Raw genomic sequence first — 20,354 nt, forward strand, 5'->3', positions numbered from 1 at the left:
GAAATAAGAACGGAAATCTTTGACCTGTCGGCATAATTCGTGTATATGCATGGTGCGTAGCTTACTCAGGAGATTTTTAAACGGATTATAGCCCGGCTCTGTCATGAAAAATATGGTGAAAAAGTGGAAAAGCAAGCCGACCCGGTCCTCGGAGACGGTCGGTATCAGTCTCCGCGAAGAAGGCATCGCTTTTGCCCAGGTGCGCTGGCAGAACGGCAGGCCGCATCTGCTAAACTGCGAATTCCTGCCTGCCCCGACCGGGGAGGCCTGCGCGGTGCTGACGAGTCAGATTTCCCGCTTGCGTCTGGTCCGGCACCGCTGTGTCGGTATTTTGACAGGCGACGACTACAGCCTGCTGCAGATCGAGCCGCCGGCCGTGCCGCCGGAAGAATGGCGTGAAGCGGTACGCTGGCAGATTCGTGACTTGATCGACTATCCCCTGGACGAAGCCGTGGTCGATGTTTTTTCCGTGCCGACCGATGCCCGGCCGGGACGCCAGGCCATTGCCTACGCGGTTGCGGCTCCCCGCCAGGTGGTGCGAGAGGCCGCGAACTGCCTTGCGGCGGCCCGTTTGAAGATTGCCGCCATCGACATTCCTGAACTGGCTGTTCGCAACCTGGTCAGACTCCTTCCCGGCGAGGAGCGGGGGCAGGCCTTCCTTTACCTGGGGCGCCATGGTGGCGGCCTCGTCATCGTCCGCGACGGGCACCTCTACTTGTCGCGTCGCCTCAACATCGGCACCGATTCGTTGCGGGAGTTGGCCCCCGTCGCCACCGGCGAGGACCTGATCGACCTTTCTTCCCGCTTCAACGATTTGCTCGATTCCGTCATTCTGGAGGTTCAGCGTTCGCTGGACTTCTACGAGAGCAATTTTGCCCTGCCGCCCATCGCCAACCTGATGCTGGCCCCCATGGAAGCGGACCTGCCCCAGGTGCTGCCCTATCTGCAGCAGTATCTTGGCGTCAAGGTGGCGGCTTTGGACCTGGGGGCGCTTTTTGATCTGCCCGCCCTGACTCCGCCGGTCCAAGCCCGCTGTCTTACGGCTATTGGCGGAGCTCTTCGTGCCCAGCAGGTGACGCCATGAACCAGGAGATCAATCTCTACCAGCCGTCGGTGCTGGAGAAAAAAGAGTCGCTGTCGGCAGCTCTCATGCTGACCCTGGCCGCTCTGGGGCTGGTGTTGCTGGTTTTTTATTACGCCTACTCCGCCTGGCAGGTCCGTGAACTGGATCAGCAAGCGCGGGTGCTGGAAGCCCGGCAGTCGGCGCTGATCGCACAGATTACCTCGTTGCAGGAGGGCTCTTCCCGGCAAAAAAGTCCCCTGCTACAGCACGAGGTCGAGCGCCTGACCTCCGAGTTGGCGGCCAAGGAGCCCCTGCTGCATCTGTTCGACCAACCCAAAGGGAAGGCCGCTCCCGCTTTTTCCACCTATCTCGAAGGGCTGTCCCGGCGAACTCCGACCGGGCTGTGGCTGACCCGCATCGTTGTGGCGCCAAAGCCCGGACACTCACTCCTGGAGGGGAGCTGCCTCAAGGCGGAGACCGTGCCCGCCTTTCTGCAGGAGTTACAGAAGGAGTCGGTCTTTGCGGGACTGGCCTTTTCTTCCTTCCAGCTTTCCCGTTCTGACACGGAGGCGCCCTTTATTAACTTTGTGCTCGAAACCCGCCAGGAGGAGAGACCATGAAGACGTCTTCGGCAAAACTCTCCGCCTGGAAAGAGAACCTGGGAAAACGCTCTCTGCGCGAAAAGATCCTGCTCATTGCCGCGGTCTGGGCCATCGGCTATCTGGTGCTGGACGTGGTGGCCTTAAGTCCTTTAGCGGCCCGGCAGAAGGTGGCTCGCCAGCGCCTGGAAAGCTCGCGGTCACAGCTGCCGCAACTCGAAGCGCAGGTGGTCGCTCTGCAGCAACAGGCCGCCGGTGACCCGGACCAGGAAAACCGCCGTCGCCTGACCGAGCTGCAGGAGCAGATGGCAGAGCTCGACGCCCGGCTGCAGGATCTGACCCTGGAGCTGATCTCTCCCCGGGAGATGTCCCGCGTGTTGGAAGAAGTGCTGCTGCGTCAGCGGGGCCTGCGCCTGGTGCGGGCCGAGAACCTGCAGCCCGAACCGCTGCTGGCGGAACCTGCCGATGCGGCTGGCCCCGACGCGGCGGGGACTCTCAATGTCTACCGGCATGGGCTGCGCCTGGAATTTGTCGGCAGTTACAGCCAGATCGTCGATTGCCTGCGGGCCCTGGAGGGGATCGAACGCCAGCTCATCTGGACTTCCTTCGAACTGCAGGTGGAGGAGTATCCCCGATCGCGTGTGGTGTTGACCGTGCATACCCTGAGCCTGAAGAAGGAGTGGATCGGTGTCTAGTTCTCGTCTGCCCATCTGTTTTGGTGTGCTGCTCTGCGGGCTGTTCCTGCTGACCGCTGCAGCGGGGCTGTGCGCCGAGCCCCTGCGGGACCCGACCCGCCCTCCTCGCGTGCTGGCAGCGCCCGCCCCGGCCGAAAGGACGACAGGCTGGCAGGTCAGTTCTATCCTGATTTCCCCCGGCCGCCGTGTCGCCACGGTTAACGGCCAGGCTGTTCAGGTTGGTGACCGTATAGCGGGCGCCCGTGTTACGGCTATCGCTGCTGATTCCGTGCGGCTGCGCAAGGAGAACAAGGAATTCACTGTCCGGCTGCAGACGCAGCGGATCAAAAAGCCGGTGCAAAAGGCCGGTGCAAATGACGAGGGAAAATGATGCGAAGGTCTGCCTGTTTTATTTCGAGGATTCTGCTGCTGACTGCCTTGCTGGGCCTCTCGGCCTGCCTCCCCGCCAGGGGGCCGGCGGTCGAGGAGGGGATCGCCGACGCGCTGAGTCAACCGGTTTCCACGGCTCCTAAGCCCGCCGCGCCGGAAATCCCCCCGGCTGTCGCCTCCGCCCTGTTGCGTCCGCTGGACGCCGGCCTGGGACGGCCCGGGCTTGAAGCGGAACCTCGCTTCGACATCGTCGCCGAACAGACGCCCGCCCGCGAGTTTTTCGCCGGCCTGGTAGCGGGAACCGCCACCAACATGGTCGTCCATCCCGATGTCGAGGGCGACATCTCCCTGACCATGAAGAACGCCAGCATCCCGGAGGTGCTCGAAGTGGTGCGCAGCGTCTTCGGTTATGAATACCGTCTGCATGGCAATACCTATCAAATTCTGCCGGCGGGGCTGCAGTCCCGCATCTTTCCGGTGAATTATCTCAATCTCTCCCGCAAGGGGCTCTCCCAGACACGGGTCAGCTCAGGCCAGGTCAGCGAAGCGGAGAGCAGCGACGATGAGGAGAACGACAGCAGCAGCGACCGCCGCTCCAAGGCCGTCTCCGGCAGCCGCATCGACACCGAGTCGATGGCCGACTTCTGGAAGGAGCTCGAATACGCCCTGCGCACCCTCATCGGCGTCGAGGACGGCCGCCGCGTGGTGGTGCAGCCCCAGGCCAGCGTTGTCATCGTGCGCGCCATGCCCGAGGAGCTGCGCGAGGTCGAAAGCTATCTGACCGCCATGCAGGGTAATCTGCAGCGCCAGGTCATTCTCGAAGCTAAGATCCTCGAGGTCGAACTCAACGACGGCTTCCAGTCGGGCATTAACTGGGCAGCGTTGGGCCAGCCTTCCGACGGCAAGTCCCTGGTGATCGGCCAGACCGGGGGAGGCTCTTTTTTTAACAGCGGTGCCTCCGAGATCGTCGGCAATACGGGGGTTCTCAATCCGAACGCCCTGACGATGGTGGAAGGGACTGCGACTTCGGCCTTTGGCGGCGTCTTCTCCGCCGCTCTCGATTTCAAGGACTTCACCGCTTTTATCGAGTTGCTGGAATCCCAGGGAGAGGTGCAGGTCCTCTCCAGCCCGCGTATTTCCACCGTCAATAACCAGAAAGCCGTCATCAAGGTCGGCACCGATGAGTTCTTCGTCACTGACATCTCCAGCACCACGGTGACCGGTACCACCACCACGACCACGCCGGACATCACCCTGACGCCGTTCTTCTCCGGCATTGCCCTCGACGTGACCCCGCAGATCGACCACAACGGTCAGGTCACCCTGCATATCCATCCGACGGTGAGCGAGGTGCAGGATCAGCAGAAGACCATCACTGTGGCCAACCAGGAACAGCAACTGCCCCTGGCTTTTTCCAGCGTGCGCGAGTCGGACAGCATCGTCAGCGCCGCCAGTGGGCAGGTCGTGGTCATCGGCGGCTTGATGAAGAATCAGATGTCCAGACAGAAAGCGTCCGTGCCGCTGCTCGGGCGCATCCCCCTGCTCGGCCATCTCTTCTCTCACAACCAGATGGTCTCCAGAAAGAGCGAGCTGGTCATTCTGCTCCGCCCCCAGGTGGTCGACAACGGCCGGGTATGGGAGCGGGAGCTGGAAAACACGCGCAACCGCGTCCAGTCCCTGGGCGGGGCCATGGGTCGCACCTGGTAGGATGTGAACGCTCTGGCGGCGACCATCTGCCGCCTGAGGAGGACCATGCTTTATCTGCAACATTTCGGACTGCGTGAGCCGCCGTTTTCTCTGACGCCGGACACGGGCTTTTTCTATAACACCAGCGGACACCGCGAGGCTCTGGAGGTCCTGAGGGTCGCTCTGCGCTCCGGCGAAGGCTTTATCAAGATCATCGGCGAGGTCGGCACGGGCAAGACCCTGCTGTGTCGCAAGTTGCTCAATGCCCTGGAAGGGGATACCTGGGTGACCGCCTATCTGCCCAATCCTCTTTTGGGCGTGGCGGAACTCTACCGGGCGCTGGCCGATGAACTCGGCATTGGCCTGCCGGTCAAAGCGACGGTCAACGACAACCTCAAGGCGATCAATAGTCAGCTTATCGATCTGGCCCGCCAGGGACGCCGGGTCGTCCTCTGCATCGACGAGGTGCAGGTCATGCCTGAGAAAAGTCTGGAAGCCTTGCGGTTGCTCAGCAATCTGGAAACGGAGAAACGCAAGTTGCTGCAGATCGTTCTTTTCGCCCAGCCAGAACTCGAGGACCGTCTACAGCAGCCGGGCCTTCGCCAGCTGCGCCAGCGTCTCGCTTTCAGCTATCGCCTGCCCCCCCTGGACCACCAGGGCGTCAGCGGCTACGTAGGCCATCGGCTGCTGGTGGCCGGTCATCAGGGGGGCGCCCTCTTTGCGCCGGGCGCCCTGAAGCTGCTGGCGCGGGGAAGCCGGGGCATCCCCCGGCTCATTAACATTCTCTGCCACAAGGCGATGCTGTCCGCCTATGGTCGGGGGGAAAGCCTGATCGGGACTCGCCACATGCTGGCGGCCATTCGCGATACGGACGATGCGCAGGCAACCGTTTGGCGAGATTACCTGCCCTGGCTCTATGCCCTGGCCGCTCTGATTATTGGGTTGGAAATTTCGGCACTGGTCTATCTTGCCCGGGGTGGTGCGTCATGAGTCTGCTCAACCAGATGCTCAAAGACCTGGAAAAACGGCAGGCCACTGCCGGTGATCCAACCGGGTTGCCCGGTACCGGCGCCGGTGCGGAGAGAACGCGGCGCTTTGGGGTCTTGTTGTGGGTTTTGCTGGCGCTGGCTCTGGTGCTTGGTGGGCTTGTGCTCTGGTTGAGCGTCGGTTATTGGGCAGACAGGGACGTGCCTGTGGCCGTGGAACAGGTCGAACTGAGAAAAGTGCCGATTTCTGCTACGGCCGAAATGGCTCCCGCCGCTGAACCCGCAGGGGCTGTTTCCGAACCGCCCGCTTCACCGGCAGCGATGGAGCCAGAGGTGGCGACGGCCCTGGCCGAGACCCCTGCTCGGGAGGCCGTGCCGGCTAAAGAAACGGTATCCTCCCTGAGTGAGTCGGTTGAGCCGCCGCAACTGCCGGTGGCGGCACCGCCGTCGCCAAAAACACCCGCGGCATCTGAGCCGGCGGCACTGGTGAAGACGCCGCGCCCCCTGTCCCCGGAAGAGCAGGCCCGGGTCCGTTTCGCCGAGGGTGAAGCGGCCCTGAAGGACGGCCGGCTGCCCGAGGCCGAACAGGCCTGGCGACAGGCCTTGCGTCTGGATCCGGCTCAGCACGAGTCCCGGGAGAAACTGGCGGCGTTGCTGGCTGGCGCCGGTCGCCGCGTCGAGGCGGAGAAGGTTTACGCCGCCGGTTTAGAGAGTGACCCCGCGCACAGTCCCTTCCGCCGGGGCTATGCCCGCCTGCTGGCCGAAAGAGAAGAGCTGTCGACGGCTCGGGAGGTGCTCCGGCAGGGGCCGGTCCCAACCGTGGCCGCCGATCCCGACTTTCACGCGCTCTATGCCGCCCTGTCCCAACGGCTTGGCGACTACGCTGCTGCTGCCGCGACCTACAGCCTGTTGCTCCAGCATGACCCGGCCTCGGGCGTAAGCTGGCTGGGCTTGGGACTGGCCCTGGAGAGTGATGGCCGCGCGCCCGAGGCGGTGGAGGCTTATCGGCAGGCCATCGCCAGCGGCAGCCTGCAGACCGACCTGCTGTCTTATGTGCGCGGCCGTCTTGACATGTTGGAGCGGTAGACGGAACAGGACTTTGTCGTCCTTTCGGGGCGGCCAAATGAATTTGAGGTTAGACGATGAGCATCCGCCAAAAAATCCGCATCGGTGATCTGCTGGTGCAGAACGGCATCATCAGTGAGAAGCAGCTGGAAACGGCCCTGGCCACCCAGAAAAAGACGGGGACAAAGCTCGGCAACACCCTGATTGAGCTGGGCTACGTCAGCTCCCAGCGTTTTCTCGAGTTTCTCGGCGAGCAGCTGCGCATCCCCTATGTCGATCTCAAGCTCTATCAGTACAAGGCCGAGATCGTGCGACTGCTGCCCGAGACCTTCTCCCGGCGTTATCGGGCCATCATCCTTTCCGAGGCTCCTGATCACCTGCTGGTGGGGATGGCCGACCCTACCGATATCTTCGCTTACGACGAACTGGTTAAAATTCTCAAACGTCCCGTCAAGCTGGCCGTTGTGCGTGAGACCGATCTGCTGCGCACCATCGACAGCGTCTATCGCCGCACGGATGAGATCGTCAACATCGCCGAAGAACTGGGCGAAGAGCTCTCCCTGGGGGATGTCAACCTGGCCGATCTCCTGCCGGACAGCCAGCTGGAAGATGCCCCTGTCGTCCGCCTGCTGCGCACCCTCTTCGAGGATGCCGTGCAGGTGGGCGCGTCGGACATTCACATCGAGCCGGACGAAAAGGTGCTGCGCATCCGCCAGCGCATCGATGGGGTGCTGCAGGAGCAGGTGATGAAGGAGAAGCGCATCGCCGCTGCCCTCGTTTCCCGTCTCAAGCTCATGAGCGGCCTGGATATCTCCGAGCGACGCCTCCCCCAGGACGGCCGTTTTAACATCAAGGTGCGCGGGCGCAGTATCGATGTGCGTCTTTCCACCATGCCCCTGCAGTATGGTGAGTCGGTGGTCATGCGCCTGCTTGATCAGTCCGGTGGTATTCTCAGTCTCGACCAGGTGGGGATGCCCAACCATCTCCTGCGGCGTTTCCGCGCTCTGGTGACCCGGCCTCACGGCATGGTGCTGGTCACCGGCCCCACCGGCAGCGGCAAAACCACGACCCTGTACGCCGCCCTCAACGAGCTGAACCAGGCGGAGAAGAAGATCATTACCGTTGAAGATCCGGTGGAATATCGGCTGCCGCGCATCAACCAGGTACAGGTTCATCCCCGTATCGGCCTCAGCTTCGCCAGCGTGCTGCGGGCCGGTCTGCGCCAGGACCCCGACGTCATCATGGTCGGCGAGATGCGCGACCCGGAAACCGCTGAAATCGGCCTGCGGGCGGCCATGACCGGCCATATGGTGCTTTCCACCCTGCACACCAACGATGCGGTGAGCACGGCTCTGCGCCTGCTTGACATGGAGGCGGAAGGCTACGTCGTGGCCAGCGCCCTCAATGCTGTCCTCGCCCAGCGCCTGGTGCGGCGCCTGTGTGACAGCTGCACCGTCGAGGCCGAGCCGGATCCCCGCCAGGCCAGCTGGCTTCGGGCGACAGTGGGTTCGAAAGGGGCGGAGCTGAAATTCAAGAAAGGCACCGGCTGCCCCAACTGTCACAATACCGGCTATCAGGGCCGCATCGGTATTTTTGAATTGCTGGAGATCGACCATGCCCTGGCCGATGCGCTGCGCCGCAACGACAATGCCGCCTTTGCCAATGTGGCCCGCCAGCAGAAGGGTTTTCAGCCTTTGGCACTCTGTGCCTTGAAATACGCCGCCGAAGGTACTACCAGCCTGGACGAGGTGCTGCGCATCGCCGGGCAGGTGGATGAGTTTGAGACGGCCGATGAACAGGTCGCGGCGAATTGACGGTTAGGCAAGGTCTGCAAAGGATTCTGGATTTTTAACGGATAGACGATGGCGAACTTTCATTACAAGGCGCGCAACGCGCAGGGAAAGCTGGTTGAGGGGACGGTCGAAGCACCGTCGGCCGAGGCCGTGGCCTCCCAGTTGCTCGAAGGCGCCATGACCCCCGTCGCTATCCGGGAGGCTGCCCGGGAAATTGACCTGGGCGCCTTGGTTCGGGAAAAACTCCGGCGCAACGGCGGGGTGGAGCTCGACGACCTCATCCTCTTCTGCCGGCAGATGTACACCCTGACCAAGGCCGGTGTGCCGATCATCCGCGCTCTCAAGGGGCTGGTGGAGACAGCCAGAAAGCCGCAGATGGGGCGGACTCTTAAAGCTGTCTGCGACGATCTCGAAGCGGGACGCGATCTCTCCGGCGCCCTGGCCCGGCATCCCAAAGTCTTTCCGCTGCTGCTGACCAGCATGGTGCAGGTGGGGGAGAGCACCGGCCGTCTTGATGAGACCTTTCTGCAGGTAGCCAATTATTTGACTCTCGAAAAGGACACCATCGACCGGGTCAAGCAGGCCATGCGCTACCCCACCTTTGTGGTGGTGGCCATCAGCATCGCCATCGCCATTCTCAGCCTTTTCGTCATTCCGACTTTCGAAAAGGTGTTCAAGGGGTTCGGCGCCGAACTCCCGCTGCCGACCAAGATCATCCTCGGCCTGTCGCGCTTTTCCGTCACCTACTGGCCGTATATTCTGCTGGCGCTGGTGGCGATCTTCTTCGGTGTGCGCCAGTGGCTCAAAACCGAGCGGGGACGTTACTTGTGGGATCGGGCCAAGCTGCGGCTACCTGTGGTGGGGAGCATCATCCAGCGGGCCACCCTGACTCGCTTCGCCCGCGCCTTTTCCATGGGCTTTGCCGCCGGTGTCCCCCTGGTGCAGGCCCTGAGTTTTACGGCGCGGGCGGTGGACAACGTCTATGTCGGCGAACGGCTGGAACAGATGCGCCACAGCATCGAACGCGGCGACACCCTCACCCGTAGCGCTCGCGCCACCGAGATGTTCACCCCTCTGGTGCTGCAGATGCTCGCTGTGGGCGAGGAGACCGGCGCTGTCGACCAGATGCTGCTGGAGGTGGCCGAGTTTTACGAACGCGAAGTCGATTACGACCTCAAAAACATCACCAGCGCCATCGAGCCGATCCTCATCGTCTTTATCGGCGGCATGGTCCTGGTGCTGGCCCTCGGCGTTTTTCTGCCCATGTGGAACCTGTCACAGGTGGCGCGTTGAGATGAAGGGCGCGGAAAGGGAAGTCAAAAAACCGACACGATTGGGGCAGGGGGGCTTCACTCTGCTGGAGCTAGTCGTGGTGGTGGGAATTGTCGCCATTCTCTTTACCGTCGGCCTGAACAAATATTTCGACCTGCTGGTCGATGTTGAGCGGGCCACCATGGAGCAGAATATTGGCATCCTGCGCAGCGCTGTGGCCATGCAGGTGGCGAAAAAAATCGTCCGGGGCGAAGTTGAAGGCATTGGCGAGCTGGCCGAAACAAACCCTATGAATTTCCTGACCGAGCAGCCGCAGAACTATCTTGGCGAGTTTCAGAACGCCGACCCCGCCGCCATCGAAGGTGGGCAGTGGTACTTCGAGACGGCGGGCAATTATCTGGTCTACCGGGTGAAGAACACGGACTACTTTCAGAGCGCGCTGGCCGGGCCGAATCGGGTGCGCTTCCAGATCGACCTGGTCTACGCCGACCACAACGGTTCCGGCCGCTTCGAACCGAAAATCGATGCGCTGGAGGGCCTGCGCCTGGCCGCGCTCGAACCTTACCAATGGTTGAAAAAACGACAGGCAAAGGAGGACTGATACAAAAACAGATCGACAGGATAAACGTGGTATTGAAATTGCTAAAAAGTAAAAGACGGTTTACTACACTAACAAAGGAACAAGGAGGAGTTTGACAATGGGTAATCAAAAAGGTTTTACGCTGATCGAACTGGTGGTGGTCATTGTTATCCTGGGTATTCTGGCAGCCGTAGCGGTGCCTAAGTATCTTGATCTTAAAACCGAAGCGAATGAAGCTCAAGCTAATGGTGTATATGCGGCAGCTCAGACCGCTGTCGCGTTTAATCATGCAGCAAAGCTTGTCGGGAAGGACCCCAACCAAATGCCTTGTTATGATGCAACCCACTGTTCGACTGGTTTGCTTGTGACCACCGGTGATGCAGGTGTTTGTCTTGCAAATGGAATTGATGAATTGCCGACAGGATGGAGCGCCTCTGGTGATACACTTACAGCAACATTAAACACTGTTACATATACGATCACTGTCAATGCTGATGAAACAGCAACTACACCCGCAACACTGACAAAGAGTTGGTAAAAGATATGACCGTGGTATCCAGTTTTGTTGGATATTGGGATGATTAATCCCTGAACAGAAGCGGAGTCGGTTACGGCCCCGCTTCTGTTTTTTGAAACCCTCCGGACATCATGCCTAAAAGTGTATTTTTTAATAAAGTTTCGAGTCACATGCCTGCGGGCTTTACACTGGTTGAGCTGATTGTCATAATCGTCATCCTTGGCACTATCTCCGCCCTTGCTGCCCCTCGCTTCTTTGATCTGCGCGTTTTTCAGCAGCGCGGTTTCTTCGATGAAACCGTTTCAGCGGTGCGCTATGCCCAGAAGCTGGCGGTGGGCAGCGGCTGTGACGTGCAGGTGACCTTGGGCTCGGCGGGCTACAGTCTGCGGCAGCGCAGCAGTTGCGACACCAGCAGCGTCTTCACTCTCGCCGTTCCTCATCCCAGCAAGGCCGGGGCTTTTGCTGCCGCCCCTCCCGCCGGCGTGAGTCTGTCGGCGGCGACCATCATTTTTACACCCCTGGGGCAGGCGGCCAATGCCGCAAGGAACCCAACCAATTTCAACAGCCTGAGTGTCGGCGGCAAGACCTTCCACATCATTGGCGAAACAGGCTACGTGGACGTGCCATGAGGCTTTTTGGTCATTCATACGGTAATTGCCGCGGTGTTACCCTGGTTGAGCTGGTTATCGCCATGGTGGTGATTTCCATCGCTCTTGGCGGCGTATTGCTGGTCATGAACTACACCACGGCCCGCAGCGCCGATCCTTTGCTGCAACGGCAGGCGGTGGCCATCGCCGAGGCTTATCTGGAAGAAATTCTGCTGAAGCCCTACGCCGATCCCGATGGGGTCGATGGCGAAGGCAGCCGCGCCCTCTACGATGATGTCGATGATTACGACGGTCTGGCCGAGAACGGTGCCCGCGACCAGAGCGGCGCCGCCATCGCCGGACTCGGGAACTACACGGTGAACGTCCGTGTGCAGCCGGCGACAGTCAACGGCGTGGCCATGCTGCGGGCGCAGGTGACGGTGAGTGTGCCCGGCGGCGGCAGTCTGACCCTGGCCGGCTATCGGGCCAATTATTAACGATGGAAGAAATGAAGGCAGCCATGACAATCCGTCGGCAAGGCGAACAGGGCTTCACCCTGGTGGAACTGGTCACGGTGATTGTGCTCGTGGGGATTCTCGGCGCCATGAGCGTGGCCTTCATCACCAAGCCGATCGAGGGCTACGTGGCCCTCTCCCGGCGGGCCGAGCTGGTTGACGCCGCCGACAACGCCCTGCGCCGCATGCAGCGCGACATCCGCCAGGCCTTGCCCAACAGCGTGCGCATTGGGGCGGGCGGACTCTCCCTCGAGCTTTTGCACACCAGCGATGGCGGTCGCTACCGCGTGCAGGGTCCGGGTAATATTCTCGATTTCAGTGACGTCACCGATAGCTCTTTCGACGTGCTTGGCGGCCTGGTTGCCCCGCCGCCGGCCGGCAGCGAGCTGGTTATCTACAACCTGTCCGACAGCGCCACCACCGGCAATGCCTATCAGGCGCCGGCCGACAATCGTTTCGCCATCGACAGCGCCGCCAGCAGTGCCAGTCTGATCCAGTTTATTCCCAAAGTGCCCGCCGCCTCTTTCCCGCGCTCATCACCCTATCAACGCTTTTTTGTCGTTGATGGGCCGGTGAGTTATGTGTGCGATCCCGCCGCCGGCACCCTGACCCGCCATGCCGGCTACGCCATCGCCCCCAGCCCGACTTTGGGGAGCGGTGACCTGGTGACGCGCCAGGTGCAGAGCTGTAACTTTACCTATCGACCGGGCAGCAGCCAGCGGGCGGGCCTGGTGACCCTGACCCTGACCCTGGAGGATGCGCCCTCGGCAGAGCGAGTGACCCTGCTGCACCAGGTGCATGTCCTGAATTCGCCATGAGCATGATAACGCGCCACCGCAATCAACAAGGGTATACTCTGGTCAACGCCCTCTTCATCCTCGTGGTGCTGGCGGCTCTGGGCGCTTTCATGGTGACCATGAGCGGCGTGCAGTCGCGCACCCCGGTGCTGGCCCTGCAGGGAGCGCGGGCCTACCAGGCAGCTCAGGCCGGCATCGAATGGGGTATCGCCCAGGGTGCTGCCGGTGCCTGTGCGGCGAGCTCTGCCTTTGTCGTGGAAGCTTTTGCTGTCACCGTGACCTGCACGGCGATGCCGGTCAGCGAGGGAACGACGACCTACAACGTCTATGAGCTCAGCGCTCTGGCCGAGATGGGTAGCTACGGCTCGTCGGAGTATGTGTCGCGGCGGATCGAGGCTCGGGTGACGGGGCCGTAATGAAAGCCTGGGGGAGAGTGATGATCCTTAAGAACGTCTGTCGCCTGGGTGTTCCACTCCTGGGCATTTCAATGATGATCAGTGCTTTTTTCCTGGTATCGTCAGCGCTGGGCGCCATAACGGTAACAGCGGATGGGGCCACTCACAATCCACCGGTAGATATCACGGTGGGGATCCCGGTGGTTTTTGAAGCAACAGCCACAGGATGCGGAAATAACGATACCTGGTTCCGACATGTGTGGGATTTCGGTAATGGTACAACCCTGGCCTACATAAACCGGGATTCACCCTGCGGCGAACCCGCGTCGACCACCTATACCTATCCGACCAAACCCCCCGGTAATCCAAACCTGGACGCCACCTATTCTTTTGCTGGCATGACTGGACTGGAAGCGCTCTTCTGTGGGTGGCTGAACTGGTGCTCAGACATCGAGCAAGGTGGATTTGTCAGAGTGCGCCTGCGAGAGGGAACCCTGCCGGCCCTGGATCACTTCCGCATCGACCATCCCGGCACCGCCCTGACCTGCCAGCGGGCCGATGTGACGATACGGGCTTGTCAAACCGCGGACTGCGGCACCCTCTATCCCGACCCCGTCAGCGTCACCCTGTCGCCAACCGGCTGGGTCGGTGGCATCACGCAGACCATCGCCGGTGGCGCGCCGACCGTTTTTCAGCTACGGCACAACACTGCAGGTACGGTGACTTTGGATGTGACCGCTTCGGATGTGCCGGCCGCTGGCCCGGTGCAGTGCACTGTGGGTGGCGTGGCGGCCAGCTGCGATCTCCTTTTTGCTGACAGCGGTTTTCTCTTTGAGATGCCGGCGCAGACGTCCTGCCAGGATTCTGCCGAGGTGACCATCGCTGCTGTCAAGGCCGATCCGGCCGATCCCCAGGCCTGCGTGGGCGATGGCAGTTTCGCCGGGCAAAGCAAGGCGGTCTCTTTCTGGTCCAGCTATGTGACGCCTGCTTCCGGTAGCCGCTCTCTGCAGGTCAACGGCACCGCTATTGCCACCGCTTCGCCGGGAACTCCGCTGACGCTGAGTTTTGACGGCAACGCCCGCAGCTCCTTCCATGTTGCCTATGCTGACGCCGGTCAATTGCGGCTCGACGCCCGCTACGAAGGCAGCGGCGAAGAGGTCGGGCTGGTGATGGTGGGCAACGATACCTTCACGGTAAAACCCTACCGGTTGGATATTCAGGCCACCATCGACGGTGTGACGGCTCTGGATAACAGCGGCTCGACCGGTGAGCCAAAGCTGGCGGCCGGGCTGCCCTTTCAGGCAGAAGTGAGAGGAGTCTGTGCGGATGGCAGCCTGACGCCCAACTTCGCGGCAGCCACGACCCTGTCGGCCGTGGCACCCTTTGCGCCGGCGCCGGGGATTTTAAGCGGTGGGTCTCTGTCAGCGGCCGATTTTAGTGGCGGTGCCGCCACAGCCCCGCTCAGCTACAGTGAGGTGGGCACGTTGACTCTGCAGGCCGATGTGGCCGACTATCTGGGCGCCGGCAGCCTCACCGGCACTAGCGCCACGGTGGGACGCTTCACGCCTCACCATTTCGATGTCGTGCCCAACACGCCCCAGTTCGACTCGGGTTGTGGACTCTTCACTTATCTCGGGCAACCCTTTATCTACGCGACCGCGCCCTCGCTTCAGGTCATCGCCCGCAATGCCGGCGCCGCCGTTACGCGCAACTATACCGGCGCCTGGTGGAAGCTGTCCGACGTCAGTCTTGCCGGCAAGCGCTATCTGGCCGAAAACGGCACGCTCGATGAGTCGCTGCTTCCCGCCACCGACCCGGTCATCCTCGACCAGGGCGACGGCACCGGCACCCTCACTTTCGATGCTGGCGGCGGGCTGGGCTTTGTCCGCACGACGCCGACGGCCCCTTTTGCAGCGGAAATCCGGCTGGAGATCGATGTTGTCGACGAAGACGGCATCGCCTACGCCGGCAATCCTGCCGCTTTCGGCGAGGCCAGCGCCGGCAACGGTATCGCCTTTACCGATGGCTACCAGGAGATGCGTTTCGGGCGGCTGACGCTGCAGAACGCCTACGGCTCCGAACTTATCCCCCTGAATCTGCCCCTGCGGGCCGAATATTTTGACGGCAGTACCTTCGTCGGCAATCTGGAGGACAGTTGTACCCCCTATGATGGCACCTTGGCCACCCTGTCCAATTATTCCGCCAACCTGCAGACAGGGGAGACGACTGCCAGTGGCGCTGGCAGCCTGCTCGGCGGCACCGAAAACCCCCTGAGCCCGCTGCAACTCAGCGCGCCGGGAACGGGCAATGACGGCAGCGTCGATGTCCGCCTGCCCGTCGATTTCTGGCTTCAATACGACTGGGATGGTGACGGCTCCCATGACGATGATCCGTCAGCGCGAGCCAGTTTCGGGATTTATAAGGGGAATTCTCGGATGATTTACTGGGGGGAGCGGGTGCGTTGATTGAAATGATAAAGTACCTCGCGATTCGTTCCATGGACACCTTCTGGAGCCTTATCGACTCTCAGGTAGGAGTCCACTTTTTCCCGCCAGCCTGATTAATGGGTAAAAAAACCGGCCAGTAATTTTTCTCGTGACGCAATCGGCAGGATGTGCGCTTAACGTGGCGCCATATGTGTTTATGTAGAGATGATACATTTCAGGGTCGTTTTTCTTTAAACATTTCAAACAGATCCCGTGACTATCCCTTTCCTCGCTAGAAACCCCCTTGAGTAAGATTTGAAATATGAGACGCCATCTCCGGTGTGCCGTTTTAAAAAGCGCCTTGACGGGATCTCTGTCGAGAGAAGTGCCGCACCACGCACAATATTGATCCATAATAAACTATCTTCCTTGAGGTTTCTGTGTTGATGCCTATCCAGACCAGGATCGGTGTCCCGCCTTGCGGGCGCCCTTGCCGGGTCATGGGAGAGGGGCGGTTATTAGTGGTGAAAATAAAACGAAGGCGAAGCGAAAAGATGATTTCCCCTTGAAAACTTCAACCGCCGAGCGAAACCCGGCGGTTGAAGTTTTTTGGATGGTTCGTTAGGGGCGAGTTGTCACTCCGGTAGTCGGATTGCCATCAAGCCAATTGACAGTATCCGACCAAGCGATCGGGTCTATGGTAATGCTGCCGGTAAAGGTTCCATTTTCCAAATAATCGATCGTGTCAAAAGCGATCTGTTTAACGTAGGTGGGGTTATGTGCGTGCCCACCGAAGTCATCGTAAACGACCCACCAGTTCATGGCTGCCCGGAATTGGTCAAGAGAGAGATAAGCCGGATTAGCAGTGGCCACTAACACAGGTTTGAGGCCGCCTAAATCCGCCTCAGGATAGTTGAGGTCGATTAGAACGTTTTTGACGACTTCCATGATGTAACTGGCCGTCTGCTTCCGGCCATCGTTGGCGGCTTCGAGACTTTCTGCCGTCATCGACGAGTGACAGCTGTTGCAGACCACTGCGCTGTTGATGGTCATGCTTTCAGCATCGACCACGGCGTTGGAGTGGTTCTTGCCGGGCATATGGCAGGCAACACAGGGTCCTGCAGTGCCGGTTCCGGGAACGACTTCGTTGCCGTTAGCATCAGTGGTGCCAATGATGTCGTGCGGGGTGCTGTTATAGGCCTGGCCGGCGAACTCATAGCCGGCGTGGGTCTCCCCAGCAAAGAGGACGGCTCCGGCTGGGCCATGGTGCAGCACGCCATGAAAATCACGCGCTGCGTCATCCATCGCGACAAGGCTGTCATTGTTGCCCCAGCCACCGTGACAGGTCAGGCACACCTTAGACTCGTTAACACCCTTGAGGATGACCTCTTCACCGCCGTATGTGTAGTCCAGGATAATGTCGGTTCCGCTGACGGCCAAATCTCCCGTGGTTGCGCTAGTGTGGCAGGCGCCGCAGTAGAGCATTTCGACTTTATTGGAGAGAAGTTCTCCGGTGTTTTCGTCATAGACAGGGTCGAGATGCGAGAAGTCATTGTTTGCGGGATCATAGTTCGCCGGATCGCTCATGTAGTTTTTGGCGCCGGTGGTGGTGTGGCAACGCTGACAAGTTTCGCGACCTTCTGCAAAGGCATTATTGATTTCGGTGAAGGCCAGCACGGAATGACGCTCATGCTCGTCATCAAGAGAGATGACCGCATCGGGACCCAGCTCTTCTTTAACCAAGGCGATCTCAGCAGCGTGGCCCGATTTGGCCCACTGCTGATTAATCGTGATATCAGCGCTGTGGACATCGTGACAGGCGCTGCAAGCGTTTTCAGCTGTTTCGTCAATCACGTAGCCTTCAATATCCATGGTGGCTGGATCGTCACCATGAGTCTCGAGCATTGACCAGGCAACGTTTTTGGTGAGGTGAAAGGCCTCTTGATCATGGCAGTTGGCGCAGGTGTTGTATTCCGAGGAGGAGATGGTGGTCACCTCCAGGTAATCCAGCGTTACGCCGTCGTCCTTATAGACCGGGTGCTCTTCGTGAACCGCAGGCTCCAGCAATTTACCGGCTTCGTGTGGGTCATGGCAGGTTTTGCATTGCATGGATGTGTAAATTTTGCCGGAACCATCATCAATAGCAGCAATCGCCGCACCAGCGTCGACCTCCAGGTACTGTATGGCACCTTCATGGGTATGGCACTTGACGCATGAATGGCCAAACGGCAGATGGTCTTCCATGTGGCCATTGAGTTTCGATTCGTCGGTGGAGTATTCGGAGCGGCCGGGTCCAGCAGAACCTGCGTGAGCCGAAGCGGCGTACCTCTCATAAATGGAATCCGCGTCAGGGTGGTGAGGAAGGTGCGAGTCCGGCAGAGCATCGTTATGACACTTCCCGCAGGTATCGGAGCCGGGCAGAGGGTTGGGTATCGGGCCCACTCCATAATGCTCGCCGCCTGCCCCATGGCAGGCTTCGCAGGTAACGGCCGCCAGGCCGCCAGCCGGAATGGCGTTCGCCTCAAGCCAGGCTTCGAGCATGCGGCCATCGGCGATAGGGTCGTGACACTGAGCACATCCCTCAGCTTGAGCCGTTTCTTGGTCGATGTGGTCGCTGTGGATCACGTGTGCGCCAGCCAGATAACCTGCGACCGCTACGGCACTCCAGCTTTTTCCTTCGTGGCAGTCAATACAGGTTGCAGCGCCTGCATAACTGATCCCTACGGCATCGGTGCCAAGAGAATCGGTCGTCGTGACAGCCCCGCTTGAATCACGGTTGCTGCCGCAACCATGCAACAGCACACACATAAGAGCGGCCGCTGCAAATGGAACGAGAGACATAAATCTTCTTCGCATACTTTTTACCTCCTGAGAGTTTAAGGTCATGCCGTTAGTGGCATTTCCGACAGGTCTTGCCGTCACTGGCCCGCTTGAGGCGCCCATCGATATCGCTCCAGTCCGCAGGATGAGGATTCACCCGCAGACCGCTGGTGGCGCTGTGGCACTTGAGACAGATATCCCCTTGCGGGTGGCAGGCCTGGCAGGTGGCCAGATTTTTACGGGCCTCACGGGCGTGAGAATGGGACCATCCCGTGGTGCTGGGGATAACGGAATCACTGGTGTGGCAGGTGATGCACTGCTCTTCAGTGTAGTTGGCGTGCATGCCATCCAGAGTACCGTCGGTCCAGCCGCGACGATGGGAGTCGAGGGCGAGATCGGCCGGAGCGAACTGGTTGTGGCAGTCGGAGCAGTAGTTGGGCTCGTGGCAACTGGAGCACAGCTGTTGGTCGGTGCGAGCGGCGATGGGGTGGGTTACGTGAAAATCGCTGCGATGAACGTTGATCATGTTGTTGCCAAAATCACCCATTTCATCGGCGAAACCCGCAGTGTGGCAGTCCATGCAGTAGCTCTGCTGGTGGCAGGCGGCGCAGTCATAGGTGTTGCCCTTGGCAAAGGGGCGGTGGTTAAGGGCCCAGACGGGTCCGTGGGTTTTGAGGCCCGGCATCTTGACGGTGTCAACGAAATCCTGATCGTGACACTGCAGACAGGCCGTGGTCTCGGGAACGATGCTCTGCGCCCCCTCCACGTGGCAGGTGGCGCAATCCGTCCCTTCGATGGTGGTCAGATGCTCGGCGTGGTCGAAATCGACCGCCAATGCCGGTAGCGCCCACGCAAAGGTGACGGCCATAACGGCGATTAAACAGCGGATCATATCGTCACTCCTTTACTAAAAGAGAATGTTGAGGCGAACGCGGCCACGGTTGTAGTAGTCCCACAGATCACTCTCAACCCGCTCGATCTTGGCCTGCACGTTGATCTTCTTGGTGATGTAGCCGGTCACGTCAGCCCAATAGCGGGAGCTGGTGGTTTCGTCATCTTCGTCATCAATGCGGCGGTCCAGCACATCGACCTCCAAACCAACACCAGCCTGAACGTACGAATTGAACAGATAGGCGGCGCGGGCTTTGAAGCCCATGAGATCCTGGCCGTCGCCGTCTTCACGCACGACGCCGGTCAGATAACCGGAGAAGTTGCGGGTACGGATTTTCTCGATACCGGCTTCGAAGACGTCGGCGTCCGCAAACTCGGGGTAGATCTCCCGGGTGTAACGGGCAAATGTGTGCAGACCCACGGCGATGCGGTAGGTCAGTTCGGCCATGACTTCTTCGTACTCGTTGACGGCAAAGACGGAATAAATGGAGGTGGCGGAGAATACCGGGAGGGAGTAGAGATATTCAGCCCGCAGGCCCCATTTGTCGTTGGGACGGTATTTGGCGCCACCCAGGAAGTAGGAGACGCTGTTGGACAGGTAGTCGAACTGGACTTCACTGTAGAGGTTGAGCACGTTGCGGAAATCGTAGTCGACATCGAGCCCGAAGAGCTCTTTGGCCAGATCGCCGTTATCCCACTTCTGCACGTAGGACAGACCCAGGTCGAGGCTGTCGAAGAAGCGGCCGCTGAGCTCGCCGCCGAACATGAGGTCGTCGGCGCTGTAGCCGCTGTAATAGGCGACATCACCACCGCCGAACAGAGCCAACTTGAGGGGGCCGAGGTTGTCGTAGTCGAGATAGAGACCATCCATCATCGAGGCCCCGGCTGTGGTGGAGATGAACTGCCGACCGAACTTCAGATTCAGACCTTCGATCAGGTCCTTCTTTTCGAAATAGGCGTAATAAAGACGGCTCTCGATATCCACTTCGTCCTTGAAGTCATCGGCCAAGCGGCCGTAACCACGGAAGTCGAGTCCGTCTCCGTCAATGTCCCTGACGTTGAGCATCAGGTACTGATAGGCCGGCATGGCGGTGTCGCCTTCGGCATCATCGTACCATTCGATCTCGGTGCTTGAGCGTCCCGAGATCGAGGCTGCCAGCACGTTGCACGCCGGCCCCAGTGCCAGCAGCAGTAGTGCTGTACAGACCGTTAGTCGCTGCCAAATTTTCATGTCGCCTCCTTGGGTGTATGTGTTCCCAGTCACGTGAATGCATGTATTTACAGCACCTTCCATTACT

The 20,354-nt window shown here is 60.2% G+C and carries 19 protein-coding genes; 16 read left to right on the forward strand and 3 right to left on the reverse strand.

Annotated elements, in window-relative coordinates:
• The first annotated feature begins 115 nt into the window (after nucleotides 1-115).
• The 16 genes from MJO47_RS05755 (at nucleotide 116) to MJO47_RS05830 (ending at nucleotide 15,384) form a co-directional block, all read left to right on the forward strand.
• Nucleotides 116-1,084: a hypothetical protein gene (locus MJO47_RS05755; protein ID WP_253960160.1), complete on the forward strand. Its 969-nt coding sequence runs from the start codon at nucleotides 116-118 to the stop codon at nucleotides 1,082-1,084.
• Entirely contained in the window at nucleotides 1,081-1,683 is a 603-nt protein-coding gene (locus tag MJO47_RS05760) for a PilN domain-containing protein (RefSeq protein ID WP_253960161.1), read from the forward strand. Before MJO47_RS05755 ends, MJO47_RS05760 begins: the two co-directional genes overlap by 4 nt.
• Nucleotides 1,680-2,357 carry a type 4a pilus biogenesis protein PilO gene (locus MJO47_RS05765; RefSeq protein ID WP_253960162.1) on the forward strand — a complete coding sequence of 226 codons (678 nt, stop codon included), beginning with the start codon at nucleotides 1,680-1,682 and terminating at the stop codon, nucleotides 2,355-2,357. The genes MJO47_RS05760 and MJO47_RS05765 overlap by 4 nt, the downstream gene beginning before the upstream one ends.
• Nucleotides 2,350-2,727 (forward strand): hypothetical protein, encoded by a 378-nt coding sequence (locus tag MJO47_RS05770; RefSeq protein WP_253960163.1) that lies wholly within the window; start codon nucleotides 2,350-2,352, stop codon nucleotides 2,725-2,727. The genes MJO47_RS05765 and MJO47_RS05770 overlap by 8 nt, the downstream gene beginning before the upstream one ends.
• The gene (gene mshL, locus MJO47_RS05775) at nucleotides 2,724-4,433 is read left to right on the forward strand and encodes a pilus (MSHA type) biogenesis protein MshL (RefSeq protein ID WP_253960164.1); all 1,710 of its coding nucleotides are present in this window, start codon (nucleotides 2,724-2,726) and stop codon (nucleotides 4,431-4,433) included. Before MJO47_RS05770 ends, mshL begins: the two co-directional genes overlap by 4 nt.
• Nucleotides 4,434-4,478: 45 nt before the next feature.
• Nucleotides 4,479-5,402: an ExeA family protein gene (locus MJO47_RS05780; protein ID WP_253960165.1), complete on the forward strand. Its 924-nt coding sequence runs from the start codon at nucleotides 4,479-4,481 to the stop codon at nucleotides 5,400-5,402.
• Nucleotides 5,399-6,484 carry a tetratricopeptide repeat protein gene (locus MJO47_RS05785; RefSeq protein WP_253960166.1) on the forward strand — a complete coding sequence of 362 codons (1,086 nt, stop codon included), beginning with the start codon at nucleotides 5,399-5,401 and terminating at the stop codon, nucleotides 6,482-6,484. Before MJO47_RS05780 ends, MJO47_RS05785 begins: the two co-directional genes overlap by 4 nt.
• Before the next feature lie 56 nt (nucleotides 6,485-6,540).
• The gene (locus MJO47_RS05790; RefSeq protein ID WP_253960167.1) at nucleotides 6,541-8,277 is read left to right on the forward strand and encodes a GspE/PulE family protein; all 1,737 of its coding nucleotides are present in this window, start codon (nucleotides 6,541-6,543) and stop codon (nucleotides 8,275-8,277) included.
• 48 nt (nucleotides 8,278-8,325) lie between these two features.
• Entirely contained in the window at nucleotides 8,326-9,549 is a 1,224-nt protein-coding gene (locus tag MJO47_RS05795; protein ID WP_253960168.1) for a type II secretion system F family protein, read from the forward strand.
• A 1-nt stretch (nucleotide 9,550) separates the two neighbouring features.
• Nucleotides 9,551-10,129, forward strand: a complete 579-nt coding sequence (locus MJO47_RS05800) for a type II secretion system protein (protein WP_253960169.1) — start codon at nucleotides 9,551-9,553, stop codon at nucleotides 10,127-10,129.
• Between the two features lie 97 nt (nucleotides 10,130-10,226).
• Complete coding sequence (locus MJO47_RS15520) at nucleotides 10,227-10,646, forward strand: prepilin-type N-terminal cleavage/methylation domain-containing protein (protein WP_155875021.1); 420 nt, start codon at nucleotides 10,227-10,229, stop codon at nucleotides 10,644-10,646.
• Nucleotides 10,647-10,795: 149 nt separating this feature from the next.
• The gene (locus MJO47_RS05810; RefSeq protein ID WP_253960170.1) at nucleotides 10,796-11,254 is read left to right on the forward strand and encodes a Tfp pilus assembly protein FimT/FimU; all 459 of its coding nucleotides are present in this window, start codon (nucleotides 10,796-10,798) and stop codon (nucleotides 11,252-11,254) included.
• Complete coding sequence (locus tag MJO47_RS05815) at nucleotides 11,251-11,709, forward strand: prepilin-type N-terminal cleavage/methylation domain-containing protein (RefSeq protein WP_253960171.1); 459 nt, start codon at nucleotides 11,251-11,253, stop codon at nucleotides 11,707-11,709. The genes MJO47_RS05810 and MJO47_RS05815 overlap by 4 nt, the downstream gene beginning before the upstream one ends.
• Before the next feature lie 23 nt (nucleotides 11,710-11,732).
• Complete coding sequence (locus MJO47_RS05820; RefSeq protein WP_253960172.1) at nucleotides 11,733-12,545, forward strand: type II secretion system protein J; 813 nt, start codon at nucleotides 11,733-11,735, stop codon at nucleotides 12,543-12,545.
• Entirely contained in the window at nucleotides 12,542-12,940 is a 399-nt protein-coding gene (locus MJO47_RS05825) for a pilus assembly protein MshP (RefSeq protein ID WP_253960173.1), read from the forward strand. The genes MJO47_RS05820 and MJO47_RS05825 overlap by 4 nt, the downstream gene beginning before the upstream one ends.
• A gap of 20 nt (nucleotides 12,941-12,960) precedes the next feature.
• Nucleotides 12,961-15,384 (forward strand): DUF6701 domain-containing protein, encoded by a 2,424-nt coding sequence (locus MJO47_RS05830; protein WP_253960174.1) that lies wholly within the window; start codon nucleotides 12,961-12,963, stop codon nucleotides 15,382-15,384.
• Between the two features lie 582 nt (nucleotides 15,385-15,966).
• Here the strand turns inward: MJO47_RS05830 and MJO47_RS05835 are convergent.
• Genes MJO47_RS05835 through MJO47_RS05845 form a run of 3 tightly spaced genes read right to left on the reverse strand, consistent with a single transcriptional unit; the run spans nucleotide 15,967 to nucleotide 20,287 of the window.
• Entirely contained in the window at nucleotides 15,967-18,201 is a 2,235-nt protein-coding gene (locus MJO47_RS05835) for a multiheme c-type cytochrome (RefSeq protein WP_253960175.1), read from the reverse strand.
• Nucleotides 18,202-18,235: 34 nt separating this feature from the next.
• The gene (locus tag MJO47_RS05840; protein ID WP_253960176.1) at nucleotides 18,236-19,057 is read right to left on the reverse strand and encodes a cytochrome c3 family protein; all 822 of its coding nucleotides are present in this window, start codon (nucleotides 19,055-19,057) and stop codon (nucleotides 18,236-18,238) included.
• 15 nt (nucleotides 19,058-19,072) lie between these two features.
• Nucleotides 19,073-20,287 carry a hypothetical protein gene (locus MJO47_RS05845; RefSeq protein WP_253960177.1) on the reverse strand — a complete coding sequence of 405 codons (1,215 nt, stop codon included), beginning with the start codon at nucleotides 20,285-20,287 and terminating at the stop codon, nucleotides 19,073-19,075.
• Nucleotides 20,288-20,354 lie beyond the last annotated feature (67 nt).

The organism is Desulfuromonas sp. KJ2020 (genome assembly GCF_024197615.1).
GTDB lineage: Bacteria > Desulfobacterota > Desulfuromonadia > Desulfuromonadales > SZUA-540 > SZUA-540.